12 protein-coding genes are annotated in these 12,522 nt (G+C 66.5%); 3 read left to right on the top strand and 9 right to left on the bottom strand.

Annotation, left to right across the window (positions count from 1 at the left end):
* Nucleotides 1-19: 19 nt before the first annotated feature.
* From pcaH to SPH52_RS17760, 7 genes are all read right to left on the bottom strand, one after another.
* The gene (gene pcaH / locus SPH52_RS17790) at nucleotides 20-760 is read right to left on the bottom strand and encodes a protocatechuate 3,4-dioxygenase subunit beta (protein WP_086508606.1); all 741 of its coding nucleotides are present in this window, start codon (nucleotides 758-760) and stop codon (nucleotides 20-22) included.
* 101 nt (nucleotides 761-861) lie between these two features.
* Nucleotides 862-1,800: a pca operon transcription factor PcaQ gene (gene pcaQ / locus SPH52_RS17785; protein WP_411796392.1), complete on the bottom strand. Its 939-nt coding sequence runs from the start codon at nucleotides 1,798-1,800 to the stop codon at nucleotides 862-864.
* Between the two features lie 88 nt (nucleotides 1,801-1,888).
* A complete protein-coding gene (locus SPH52_RS17780) occupies nucleotides 1,889-3,085 on the bottom strand; it encodes an alpha/beta fold hydrolase (protein ID WP_411796391.1) in 1,197 nt (398 codons plus the stop codon).
* A 72-nt stretch (nucleotides 3,086-3,157) separates the two neighbouring features.
* On the bottom strand, nucleotides 3,158-4,360 hold the full coding sequence (gene pcaF / locus SPH52_RS17775) for a 3-oxoadipyl-CoA thiolase (protein ID WP_411796390.1): 1,203 nt from the start codon (nucleotides 4,358-4,360) through the stop codon (nucleotides 3,158-3,160).
* 60 nt (nucleotides 4,361-4,420) lie between these two features.
* Nucleotides 4,421-5,194, bottom strand: coding sequence for a CoA-transferase subunit beta (locus SPH52_RS17770; RefSeq protein ID WP_411796389.1), 774 nt, complete (start codon nucleotides 5,192-5,194; stop codon nucleotides 4,421-4,423).
* Nucleotides 5,194-6,024 carry a CoA transferase subunit A gene (locus SPH52_RS17765; protein ID WP_411796388.1) on the bottom strand — a complete coding sequence of 277 codons (831 nt, stop codon included), beginning with the start codon at nucleotides 6,022-6,024 and terminating at the stop codon, nucleotides 5,194-5,196. Before SPH52_RS17765 ends, SPH52_RS17770 begins: the two co-directional genes overlap by 1 nt.
* Nucleotides 6,025-6,199: 175 nt before the next feature.
* Complete coding sequence (locus tag SPH52_RS17760; protein ID WP_411796387.1) at nucleotides 6,200-7,555, bottom strand: adenylosuccinate lyase family protein; 1,356 nt, start codon at nucleotides 7,553-7,555, stop codon at nucleotides 6,200-6,202.
* A gap of 189 nt (nucleotides 7,556-7,744) precedes the next feature.
* Here SPH52_RS17760 and SPH52_RS17755 point away from each other — a divergent pair, with 189 nt between their 5' ends.
* The 3 genes from SPH52_RS17755 (at nucleotide 7,745) to SPH52_RS17745 (ending at nucleotide 10,411) form a co-directional block, all read left to right on the top strand.
* Nucleotides 7,745-8,530, top strand: coding sequence for an IclR family transcriptional regulator C-terminal domain-containing protein (locus SPH52_RS17755; RefSeq protein ID WP_411796386.1), 786 nt, complete (start codon nucleotides 7,745-7,747; stop codon nucleotides 8,528-8,530).
* 72 nt (nucleotides 8,531-8,602) lie between these two features.
* Nucleotides 8,603-9,382 (top strand): IclR family transcriptional regulator, encoded by a 780-nt coding sequence (locus tag SPH52_RS17750; protein WP_411796385.1) that lies wholly within the window; start codon nucleotides 8,603-8,605, stop codon nucleotides 9,380-9,382.
* A gap of 72 nt (nucleotides 9,383-9,454) precedes the next feature.
* Entirely contained in the window at nucleotides 9,455-10,411 is a 957-nt protein-coding gene (locus tag SPH52_RS17745) for an AEC family transporter (protein ID WP_411796384.1), read from the top strand.
* A 45-nt stretch (nucleotides 10,412-10,456) separates the two neighbouring features.
* Here the strand turns inward: SPH52_RS17745 and SPH52_RS17740 are convergent, their stop codons facing one another.
* Together SPH52_RS17740 and SPH52_RS17735 are read right to left on the bottom strand one after the other, a co-directional pair.
* On the bottom strand, nucleotides 10,457-11,008 hold the full coding sequence (locus SPH52_RS17740) for a PaaI family thioesterase (RefSeq protein WP_411796383.1): 552 nt from the start codon (nucleotides 11,006-11,008) through the stop codon (nucleotides 10,457-10,459).
* A complete protein-coding gene (locus SPH52_RS17735; protein WP_411796382.1) occupies nucleotides 11,005-12,504 on the bottom strand; it encodes an efflux transporter outer membrane subunit in 1,500 nt (499 codons plus the stop codon). The genes SPH52_RS17740 and SPH52_RS17735 overlap by 4 nt, the downstream gene beginning before the upstream one ends.
* Nucleotides 12,505-12,522 lie beyond the last annotated feature (18 nt).

Raw genomic sequence — 12,522 nt, 5'->3', positions numbered from 1 at the left:
CACTGATTCTCGAACCCGTTTACTGATTTTCGAAAAAGGTCTGCAGCTCGCCGCGTACCACCAGGTCGAAGCGGTAGGCCAGGCAGTCCATGGGCTTGCTGCGGGCCATGTCGAGGCGTCCGATCATGGTCTCGACCGCGGCCGGGTCCTTGATGGTGTGGACGATGGGGCACAGCGGAATCAGCGGATCGCCCTCGAAGTACATCTGGGTGATCAGGCGGGTGGAGATCGAGGGGCCCATCACCGAGACGTGGATGTGCGAGGGGCGCCAGCTGTTGGGGTCGTTGGGCCAGGGGTACGGGCCGGGCTTGATGGTGCGGAAGCGGTACCAGCCCTGCTCGTCGGTGAGGGTACGGCCCACGCCGCCGAAGCCGGGGTCGAGCGGAGCGAGGTAGCGGTCGTTCTTGTGGCGGTAGCGCCCGCCGGCGTTGGCCTGCCACATCTCGACCAGGGTGTGCGGCACCGGCTTGCCGAACTGGTCGATCACGCGGCCGAACATGATGATGCGCTCGCCCACCGGCAGGCCGGCCGCGCCCGAAAGCGACGGGTCTTCGCGGAAGTTGAGCAGAAGGTCGTTGTCGTGGGGACCCATGCGCAGGTGGCGGAAGTCGGGGCCGGTGAGTTCGGAAGCGGTGGCTTGCTGCATGCTGGCCAGGGCCTGCTGCGGCGAGCGGGGCACGCTGGTCTTGTAGCCGGGGGCGTAGGCCGGGGGATGCCAGTTACGGTCGCGCTCTACGAAGCGCTTGTTGTGATCTTGCATGGCGTGTCGTCTCTTGGGGAGAGTGGTCTTGTCTCGCCCAGTGTGGCGCCTTGCCGCAGGTGCGCCAATTGACGACTCGGGCACCCCCTATAACCGCTGGGTTATGTTGCACCGCCACCTTGAGAGTGGCCCGCGCTGACCTCGCGCAGCACTTCGCAGAAGGCCTCCAGCGCCAGCGAGGGTTGCATGCTGGCGTTGTAGCACAGCCCCACGGAGCCGCCGCGGGGCTCCAGGTCGATGCCGAGGCGACACAGCCGCCCCGCCGCCAGATCCTCGGCCACGGCCTCTTCGGGCACGACCCAGATCGCATCGCTCTCAAGGGTGTAGCGCCGGCTGATGGGCAGCGAAAGTGTCTCCAGCCGCTGGCTCATCAGCGTCAGCGAATGGCGCACGCAGAAGCTGTCGACCTGCTGGCGCAGGGTGGTCTGCAGGGGCGGTAGCACCCAGGGGAATTCACCCAGCCGAGCGGCTTCCAGTGGTGCGATACCGGCCAGCGGGTGGCCGCGGCGCACGCATAGCAGCAGCGGCTCGTAGTAGAGATGCTCGAAGGCCAAGTCGCGGATCTCGCGGGCCTCGGTCATGCGACCCACCACCAGATCCAGCTCGCCGCGGCGCAGGCGCGAGAGCAGGAAGGCGCTGGCGCCGACCACCACGTTGACGCCCACCGCGTTCTGCCCGCCGGGCGCGGCGTGCCAGCGGCGGATGGCCTCGGGCAGCAGCCGGCTCTCCACAGTGGAGAGTGCCCCCACCCGCAGGCCGTGGGCGCCGTGGGCTTCGCCGACGGCGCCCACGCCCTCCTCCAGGGCTCGCATGGCCGGCCCGGCGTGGCGCAACAGGGTCAGGCCCGCCTGGGTCAGCGCCACGCCCTGGGGCGTACGTTCGAACAGCGCCGCACCGAGGCTCTCCTCCAGCTCGCGAATGGTCTTGGAGATGCCTGGCTGGGTGATCGCCAGCCGCTCGGCGGCCCGGGCGAAGCTGCGCTGGCGGGCCACCTCGAGGAAGGCCTGCAGATGGCGCAGCTTGATGCGTGCGTTGAGCAAGCGACTCTCCTCGGTATTGCGATGCCGGTCATTGTCGGATTTCGCTCAGACGATACACCAGCGACACGCCAGCGGCGAACCGCCCGGGTCAGCCCTTCTGCCCCCAGCCCAGCTCCTTGGCCAACGCAAACGCATGATTCGCTGCCGGCACGCCGGCGTAGATGGCCACGTGCATCAGCACCTGGCGCAGCTCCGCTTCGCTGAGGCCGATGCGCTTGGCGGTCTTGAGGTGCAGTACAAGCTCCTCACGACCCAGCGCGGCGAGCATGCCGGTGGTGATCAGGCTGCGTTCGCGCCGGGTGAGGTCGTCGTTGCTCCACAGCTCGCCCCAGGCCAGCCGGGTGATCATCTGCTGGAACGGCGCATCGAGACTGTTGGCGTTTTCGGTGGAACGGGCGACGTGCGCCTCGCCGAGCACCTGCTTACGGGTCTCGAGCCCAGCGGCGTAGCTCACGCCATGCTGGCCGACGTCTTCGCGATCGACGGCCATCCACAGCAGCAGCCGCTTGGCCATTGCCTGGGGATTTTCCACCGAGGGCACGTGGGCGAAGCCTTCGAGAATCTCCAGCGGTGCACCGCCGCACTCGGCCGCCAGCGCCTGCAGGGTCTCGGGCGGGGTGGCCACGTCCTCGCTGCCGCCAAGCAGGTGTACGCTGACGTTGCGATGCTGCGCCAGCGGCCCCTTCAGCTTGCCGCGGAAGTCGGTTCGGCCGAGCATCTCGCACAGCCGGGCGTAGGACTCTGCGTCGGTGCGTGCCATCTGGGTGCACCAGCCGGCCTTGAGTGCCGGTTCGGCCTCGAAGCAGGCCGGCGCGAACCAGCGCGGCACGATCTCGCCGGACATGGCCGCCAAACCTTCGTCGCGTACGCGCCCGGCCCGGGTGGTCCACAGCTCGCTGTTGCCGATCACCGCCCCGGTGTTGGTCAGGGTGACGGAGTAGAGCCGCTCGGCGTGCTCACTGATCAGCTGTTGACCCACCACGCCGCCGATGGAGGTGCCGACGAAGTGGAAGCGTGCCGCCCCCGCGTGCTCGGCCAGCGCCAGGGCATCGCGGGCCAGCGCCGCCGGGGTGATTTCGCCACCTGCCTCCGGCCAGGCCTGGCTGGCGCCGTGGCCGGGCAGGTCCCAGGTCAGCACGCGGTAGCGCGGCAGCAGCGCCGGCAGCAGGTCGTCCCACACCGCCTGGGTCATGCCCAACGGATGCGCCAGCACCACCAGCGGCAGCGCCTCGGGGCCGAGCAGGCGATAGGCGACACTGCGGCCATCGACGTTCAGAAATGCCATGTTCCTTCTCCCAGCAGTGCAACGGGAAAAGCCGGCAGCTCGTCACCGCCGGCCTGGTTCCACTCTTCTCTCTTAGGCCTTCTCGATCAGGGTCGCAATCCCCTGCCCCACGCCTACGCACATGGTGCACAGCGCGTAGCGCTTGCCGGTGCGCTGCAGTTCAAAGGCCGCGGTCATCAGCAGGCGGGCGCCAGACATGCCCAGCGGGTGGCCCAAGGCGATGGCGCCGCCGTTGGGGTTGACCCGCGGGTCGTCGTCGGCGAGGCCGAGGTCCCGCGTGCAGGCCAGGGCCTGGGCAGCGAAGGCCTCGTTGAACTCGAAAATGTCGATCTCGTCCATCGTCACGCCGGTGCGCTCGAGCAGCTTGCGCACCGCCGGCACCGGGCCGTAGCCCATGATGCGCGGCTCGACGCCGGCCGTGGCCATGCCGATGATCCTGGCCATGGGCTTGAGGCCGTGCTGCTCCACCGCGGCCTGGCTGGCCACCAGCATGGCGGCGGCACCGTCATTGACGCCGGAGGCGTTGCCGGCGGTGATGCTGCCGCCCTCACGGAACGGCGTCGGCAAGCCGGCCAGCTTCTCCAGGGTGGTCTCGCGCGGGTGCTCGTCGGTGTCGAACAGCAGCGGCTCCTGCTTGCGCCGGGGAATCTCGATGGGCGTGATCTCGATGGCGAAGCGACCCGCCTTCTGCGCCGCGGCGGCCTTCTGCTGGGAGCGCAGGGCGAAGGCGTCCTGGTCCTCGCGGGAGATGTTGAACTGTTCGGCCACGTTCTCGGCGGTCTCCGGCATGGAGTCGATGCCGTAGGCCTTCTTCATCAGCGGATTGACGAAGCGCCAACCGATGGTGGTGTCCTCGATCTTCTGGCCGCGGGAGAAGGCATCATCGGCCTTGCCCAGCACGTAGGGCGCGCGGGACATCGACTCCACGCCGCCGGCCAGGGCCAGCTCCATCTCGCCAGCCTTGATGGCGCGGAAGGCGGTGCCCACCGCGTCCATGCCGGAGCCGCACAGCCGGTTCATGGTGGTGCCGGGTACCGAGGTGGGCAGGCCCGCCAGCAGGGCGGACATGCGCGCCACGTTGCGGTTGTCCTCGCCGGCCTGGTTGGCGCAGCCCATGAAGACCTCTTCGATGGCGGCCGGGTCGAGGTCCGGAGCCTCGGCCAGTACCGCCTTGAAGATGGTGGCGGCGAAATCGTCGGGGCGCCGGCTTGCCAGGGTGCCGCCGAAGCGGCCAATGGCGGTGCGCCGCGGATGGCAGAGGAAGACGTCGGTCATAAAAAAATCTCCTGAAATTCGCTGTAGAACGTGACGAATGCAGCCCGTTTGAAGGCGAATTTACTCGCCCGCGTGCTTGCGCTCGGTGCGCGCCTTCAATTCGCGCAGGATCTCGAGTTCGTGGGCGCTGGGCTCCGGCGTGGTCTCGAGCGACTCGGCGAAGCGGATCTCCCAGCCGGTGGCCTCGATCACGTCCTCGCGGGAGACGTTCGGATGCAGCGAGACGACCACCAGCTCCTTGGTCTCGGGGTCGGGCTTCATCACGCACAGGTCGGTGATCACCCGGGTCGGGCCCTTGCCGATATTGGGTACGCCGTCGCGGCCCTTGCCGTCGCGGCCGAAGCCCAGGGTGGTGATGAAGTCCACGTCTTTGACGAAGGCGCGCTTGGAGTGCTTCAGGGTGATGAAGACCTCGCCGGCGTTGGTGGCGATCTCCGGCGCTCCGCCGCCACCCGGCAAGCGCACCTTGGGTTCGCGGTAGTCGCCGATCAGGGTGGTGTTGAGGTTGGCGAAGCGGTCGATCTGGGCGGTGCCGAGAAAGCCCACGCTGACCTTGCCGCCCTGCAGCCAGTAGCGGAACATCTCCGGCACCGAGACGGTGGTCAACGCCGTCTCGCACAGTTCGCCGTCACCGATGGAGAGCGGCAGCACGTCGGGCTTGGTCTGCAGGGTGCCGGATTCGTAGATCAGCACCACCTCGGGGGCGTGGGTCAGGCGCGCCAGGTTGGCCGCCTCCGAGGGCAGGCCGATGCCGACGAAGCAGGTCATGCCGTTCTCGAGCGCGCGCGCCGCGGTGACGCTCATCATTTCCGCTGAGGTGTACTCGAGGCTCATCAGGACTGCCCTCCTGCACTGTAGACGTTCTCATCAAGCCACTTGTTGAAGCTGTCGCGATCGCGGGCGATGCCATCCCACTCCTTGTAGAAGGCGTTGTTGCGCGGGTAGTAACCGTGGGCATAGGAGGGCAACGAGCCCTTCTCGGCCACGGCGACGGCGCTGATCGCCCAGCCCGGGATGATGCAGGCGTTGGGATGATAGTCCGGCTCGGTGCGCAGGTCGTCGACGATCTCCTCGACGGTGACGATGCTCTTCTTCGCCGCCAGCACGGCTTCCTTCTGCACGCCGATGATGCCCTCCACCAGCACGTTGCCGGCACGGTCGGCCTTCTGTGCGTGAACGATGGAGACGTCGGGGCGCACCGAGGGCACCGCGGCCAGGCGCTCGCCGGTGAAGGGGCATTCGATGAACTTGATCTGGTCGTTGACGCTGGGCAGCTCGCTGCCTACGTAGCCGCGCAGCACGGCCAGCGGCAGCCCGGCAGCGCCAGCCTCGAAGGCGCAGGCCATGGCGGCGTGGCTGTGCTCGAGGATCTCGACCTTGTGCGGCCAGCCCTTCTCCACCGCGTCGCGCAGGCGGTGCAGCGAGCCCACGCCGGGGTTGCCACCCCAGGAGAAGATCACCTTCCTGGCGCAGCCGGCACCGATCATCTGGTCATAGACCAGGTCCGGCGTCATGCGGATCAGGGTCAGGTCGCGCTTCTTCTGGCGGATCACTTCGTGACCGGCGGCGAAAGGAATCAGGTGGGTGAAGCCCTCCATGGCCACGGTGGCGCCGTCTTCGACGTAGCGTGCCACCGCGTCATGCAGGCTCAGGAACTCGGCCATGGTCGTCCTCCTGGCGGGTATTCTCAAATAAGTTCGAATAGCGAACTTTGTTTTGTGATGCGAACAAGTTACCCCTATGCCAGCTGATCGTCAAACTCGCCGGAGACCCAAAAGCACAAGGGGAGGCCAGGCCTCCCCTTGCTCGGGACATGCAAAATAGTGATTTTTCAGCGAATCATTCCCGCTGAAGCCAGGCCATGGCGCGCCGCAACTGCGCTTGGCCACTACCAAGGTATAAAGCGGGATCCGTTGCCTGGTGCAGCACCTCGACCTTGAGCCTACCCCCTACTTCGGCTTTCACCTCGGCATGCGCCTCGAGTGCCTCGGCATAGGGAATGCCCTGAAGGCGCGCCATTTCGGCGGCTTCGGCGCTGATGCGCTTGGCCGCGTCCTGGCCCAGCACCGGCGCGAGCAGGCGCGATACCGGTTCCGCCATGATGCCGCCGCCGGTAGCCGCCAGGTTGCGGCGCATTGCTTCGGGATTCACCTCGAGCCCTTCGAGCAGCGTGGCGGCCTGTTCCAGCGCGCCTTCCAGCAGCAGAGCGCTGTCGACCAGCGGCGACCATTCGGCATGCCACTCGCCCAGCCCGCGCTCCAGGGGTTGGGCGGCGGCGTTGAGCAGCACCGTGGTGTAGCCATGCACCTGTCGCGTCGCGCCGCGGATCATGGCACAGCGTACCGGGTTGCGCTTGTGCGGCATGGAGGAGGACTCGCCCATGCCCGGGGCGGAGGGTTCGGCCACCTCGCCCACCTCGGTCTGGGTCAGCAGCGAGATATCGAGGGCGAGTTTCTCCGCTGCCCCCGCCGCCGCGTCCAGCGCCGTGCCCAGGGCATGGATCGGCTGACGGTTTGTGTGCCAAGGCAGCACCGGAGCAGCGAGCCCCAGCCGCTCGGCGAGAGCGTCCATGAAATCGAGGCCCAGTTCGTCCTGCCCCGGCTCGTCCAAACCAGAGTGCACTCCCACGGCGCCACCGAACTGCACCGGCAGCTCGACCTGCGCCAGGCGGCGCCGCGCCTGCTCCAGGCCGATGGCCCAATGCGCCACCTTGACGCCGAACGTCATCGGCAGTGCCTGCTGCATTAGGGTGCGCCCCACCATCACGGTCCGCTCATGAGTCTTCATCAGCTCGACCGCGGCGGCGCGACAGCGCAGCAGCAGTGCATCCAACGCGGCCAGGCGCGGCTTGAGCAGCAGCATCAGCGCCGTGTCGATAACATCCTGGCTGGTCGCGCCCATGTGCCAGTAGCGCTTGAGTTCGTCCGGCAGCGCAGCGCGCCCCTGCTTGACGAAGGGGATGGCAGCGTTGCCGCCGCTGGCGATACCGGCTGCGATGGCGGTGTCATCAAAGGCGTGGCTTTTCAGGCAGCGGTGCATTTCCGCACTCGCCCCTTGGGGCATGGCACCGTGCGCTTCCTGCACTTCGGCCAGCGCCAGCTCGAAAGCGAGCATGGCCTGGACCATGGCCTGGTCATGACACTCTGCCAGTGCCGTTTGGCTCATGAAGGGATGCCGAAGCAGGGCGTCAGGCATATCATGCTCTCCTCAGGAAGGGCTGGCTCATGCTCAGTCTTAAGATCGGTCTCAAGCTCAATCGCGAAATTCAGGCTCAAGGTCAGGCCCAGCTTAGCCCATAGTCGTACATATGTTCGCAATTCGAACACTATGCTAGATTGAAAGACTTCTGAAGAGCAAACCATCCAAGATAGCGACGGAACAAAAATGGCATCAGAGGAAGAGGTTCTCAGCCCGGATGACCGGGACTTCGTCACCGCCCTGGCCAGCGGCCTGGAGGTCATCCTGGCCTTCGACGAAACCCATCCGCGCATGACACTGAGCGAGGTCGCCAGCCGTACCGGCATGAACCGTGCCCGCGCCCGGCGCTTCCTGCTCACGTTGCATGCCCTGGGCTACGTGCGCAAGCAAGGTCGTAACTTCGAGCTGGCCCCACGAGTGCTGCAGCTCGGCTACGCGTTTCTCTCCGCCAACAACTATCGTAGCGTGATCCAGCAGGTGCTGGAGGACATCACCGCCGAGAGTGGCGAATCCTCCTCCCTGGGCGTACTCGACGGCGACGAGGTCACCTACGTGGCGCGCTCCTCGGCCCGTCACCGGCTGATGGCGATCACCCTCTCCGTCGGCACCCGGCTACCTGCCGCCCACACCTCGATGGGGCGAGCGCTACTGGCCCAGCTTCCCGATGCCGAGCTGGATGCCTTCCTGGAACGGGTCACGCTTACGCGCTACACCGACAAGACCGTGACCGACAAGGCCGCACTCAAGAAGTGCATCCTCAAGGTGCGCCAGCAAGGCTACGCCATCGCCGACCAGGAGCTGGACTCGGGGCTGCGCTCGCTGGCCGTGCCGGCCTTCGATGCCAACGGCAAGCTGCTAGGTGCGATCAACATCAGCACCAACGCCGCGCGGGTGGATCTCGATACGCTGATGAAGGAGTACTTGCCGCTGTTGCAGCAGAAGGCTCGGGATATACGCGCCACTGTCAGTTGAAAGCACAACAGGCGACATGACATTTCTTGAACACGATTCTAGAATGGCCAATTTAGCCAGCGAGACATCATCATGGCGGGCAGTCTGATCGAACGCACCCTCGGGGTGCTTGAAGCCCTTTCCGAAGATGCCGACGGCCTGCCGCTGCTGATCGTCGCGGAGCGCCTGGGCATTCCCAAGAGCGCGGCGCACCGCATCTGCCACGAGCTGATCCGCCTGGGACATGTTCGCCAGGACCCAGTCAGCCAGCGCTACCAACTCACGACCCGGTTGGTGGCACTGAGCTTGCGCTATCTCTCCAGCACCGGCGCCAGCGATATCGTGCAGCCGGTGCTCGACCGCCTGGCCGAGCAGAGCGGTGAGCTGGTGCGCCTCTCGGTGATCGAAGGCGACCGCCTGACCTGGATCGCCAAGGCCCAGGGCGCCCGCAGCGGCCTGCGCTATGACCCCGACATGGGCAAGGAAGCGCCATTGTTCTGTACCGCCAGCGGCCACGCCTGGCTGGCGGCCCTGAGCGACGAGGAAGCCCTGGCGCTGGTCGACACCCAGGGCATGGAGACCGACCACCCGCTGGGACCCAACGCCCCACGCAGCAAGGAAGCCCTGCTCGAACATCTGCAGCAGACGCGGCAGCGCGGCTACAGCTGGACGCATGACAGCATGGGGCCCGGTACCGCCGCCATGGCCGCGCTGGTGCGTCACCCCCTGGACGGTCACCCCCAGGGTGTCCTGAGCATCGCCGGCCCCAGCGTGCGCCTCGACGAACACCGGGTAAGGGAACTGGGCTCTGCCCTTGTGACCGCGGCCGAAGAGCTCTCGCAAGCTACGCCCTCCTCGCGCCTCTTCGCCTGATCTTCCGATCCAGAAAGCGGCCGGCCTGGCTCTCCCAGGACCCGGTCGCGGCTACCTTGGCATGGAGACCGCATGCTGGAAATTCTTACCATTACCACGCCGATCTTCCTGTTGATCGGTGCCGGCTATCTGGCCATGGGGCTCCGGTTGGTGAACCGGGAACAGATCCAGGGCATCGCCACTTTCGTACTCTATTTCGCCCTGCCGGCGCTGGTGATACGAGCCCTGACCCAAAATCCCCTCGACGAGGTACTCCAGCCCCAATACCTGCTGGCCTATGGCTTGGGCTCGGTCGTCATCTTCGGCCTGGCCCTGATACTGACCCTGTCAGTTCAGCGCAAGCCTCTCAGCGAAGGTGCCGTGCATGCCTTGGGGATGTCCGCCTCCAATAGCGGCTTCATCGGCTATCCCGTCGCCGCCATGGTGATTGGCAGCTCACCGGCAGCCGTCTTCATGGCCCTGAACATGATCATCGAGAACCTGCTGATCATCCCCGCGGCGCTGATCCTGGCCGAGGTGGGGCGCCAGAGCGGGACCGGCGTCGCCAGCGTGGCGCGCAAGACCTTCCTGCGCCTGGCCCGCAATCCCGTTCTGGTCGGCATCATGCTGGGCCTGCTGCTGGCCGTGACGGAAACGGCACTGCCACGCCCCTTGGCACAGGTCGTCGACATGCTGGCCAACGCTTCCGGACCGGCGGCGCTGTTCGTGATCGGCGGCACCCTGTTCGGTCTCAAGGTACGCGGCATGCTGGGTGACGTCGGCCAGATCGTCGTCGGCAAGCTGATTTTTCACCCCTTGCTGATACTCGGTCTGTTTCTTCTCATGCCCGCCACCGACCCCACCCTGCTGGCCGGGGCGCTGCTGTTCGCCAGTGCGCCGATGATCAGCATCTATCCGCTGCTCGGCCAGCGCTATGGCATGGCCGGCGTCAGCGCTGCCGCGCTGATGATGAGCACGTTGACGGCTTTCGTGACCCTGAGTGCGGGCATCTGGTTAATGGATGTCTCTGGTCTGTTGACCACTGGTTAGCAATGCGTCGAGTGAACCGGAGGGACGTTTCAACATGAGCGATCCTTACGAAGCCTGATCGAGAATCAGACAGGTCGTACTCGCAAGGGCGTAAAGCTTGCCGTCTGGTCCGTAGAGCTGGCCTTCCGCCACCGCCATTCGGCGGCCACCGTGAACCAGCCGACCTTCCGCGCGAACCCGCGGTACCGCCTCGGTGAGGGCCCGGATGATATTGAACTTCAGCTCCAGGGTCGTGTACGTCTTACCAGGCGGCAATGTCGAATGCACGGCACATCCCATCGCCGTGTCGAGCATGGTCGCAAACCAGCCGCCGTGTACCGTACCCATCGGGTTGTAGTATCTGGAGCCCGGCCGTCCCTGGAATACCGCACGCCCAGGCTCGATGCGCACAGGGACGCAGTCGAGCGTGGCGACCATCGAGGGGAGCGGCAGCTCGCCGGCAAGGATCGCTTCGAGTATTTGCAATCCACTGCGGCCGGCGACCTGATCAGGCGACGCCACACCGGGAACGGTCTGAAGACGGGCACGCACGGCCGCTTCCTCGGCCTGCCAGCGAGCGAGCGTTTCTTCGGAATTCATCGCGTCGGTTGTGGTCATTTCGCATCCCCGTCGACGGTGATGGAGAGGTCACTGTAGAGGCGATTGGTACTTGCATGCGGTGCATCCCACCCGCCCCCCAATGCCCGGAAGGAAGCAATAGCGGCGCGCGCCGCTTCGGTTTGCGCCTGGGCCTTCGCGTCGCGCACCTGCAGCAGGTTGCCGTCGGCATTGAGCACCTCGATCAGGCTGACGATGCCGCCTTCGTAGGCGGCAAGCGAATTCTCGCGGGCACGGGCAAGCGACGCCTCCCCCTGTGCCAAGATGCCGACCTGGGCCTCGCGTTGGACGAGGGAGGAAAAGGCGTTCTCCACTTCCTCGGCCGCCCGCAGCACGGCCAGCCGGTAGGCCGCGAGCGCTTCGGCCTCCTGGCCACGCGCAGCGGCGATCTGCGCCTCGACGCGACCGAAGTCGAACAGGCGCCAGCGCAGCCCGAGGACGCCCTGGGCCTGGCTGGCATCGCCAGAGAAGAGGTTGCCGCTCGAGATCGTGGTGGCGCTGCCCAGCAGGGCGCCGAGCGAGAGCTTGGGATAGTACTCAGACATCGCCACGCCAATGCGTGCGTTCGCTGCAGCGAGACGCCGCTCGGCCACGATGAGATCCGGCCGGCGCCGAATCATCTCGGCCGGGGTACCGGTCTCGGCCAGCCCCGGTGCGACCGGGATCGGCTCCGCCAGGCTCAAGTCGGCGCGGTAGGTCCCAGGCTGCGCGCCGAGCAGCACGTCCAGCGCGTTCATCGCCGCGTCGAGTCCCGTTTCCAGGACGGGAATCTGTGCTTCGACTTGAGCTAGCGCACCCTCGGCTTGGTTCACCTGAAGCTCGCTAGCAATCCCCTTCTCGTACTGGAATTTGATCGTGTCGAGCAGTTCGCGACGGGTCTCGGCCTGTTGCCTGACGATCGCGAGGCGCTCCTGCAGGCCTCGGATCGTGACGTAGACATCCGCCGTTTGTGCGGCCACGGCCAGCCGTGTCGCGACGGCACCAGCTTCGGATGCCACATACTCCGCGCGCGCGGCTTCCCGTCCTCGCCGCAGGCCGCCAAACATGTCGACCTCCCAGCCCGCCTCGAGGTTGGCCTCGTAGGCACTGCCGCTGCGATCGAAATCGGGCGTGGCAGACAGCACCTGCCCCAGCGGGGTCTCGATCGACTGGTATACTTCCGCACCGTGAGCGTTCACGTTGGCCGATGGCAGCAGTGCGGCATCGGCCTGGCGCAGCGAGCCACGCGATTGGGCGACACGGGCCGCCGCTTGCGCAATATCCAGATTCTGCTCGAGGGCGAGGCTGACGAAGCGCGCCAGCAAGGGATCGTCGAAGGCGGCCCACCAGGCCTGGAGGTCCGCCTGGCTCTGGACTTCCCGCTGCTCAACGCTCTCCTGCCCGATGAAGCGAGCCGACAGGGCAGTTTCGGGCGGCCGGTAGTCCGGGCCGACCGCGCAGCCCGTCAAGACGCTGACACTCAGCAGAAGGGCGAGAGAGCGGGGAGGGGCAAGCATGGGAGTCTCCAGGGGTGG

The organism is Halomonas sp. A29 (genome assembly GCF_046723295.1).
Classification (GTDB): domain Bacteria; phylum Pseudomonadota; class Gammaproteobacteria; order Pseudomonadales; family Halomonadaceae; genus Halomonas.
This window is presented reverse-complemented; position numbering and strand designations above follow the sequence as displayed.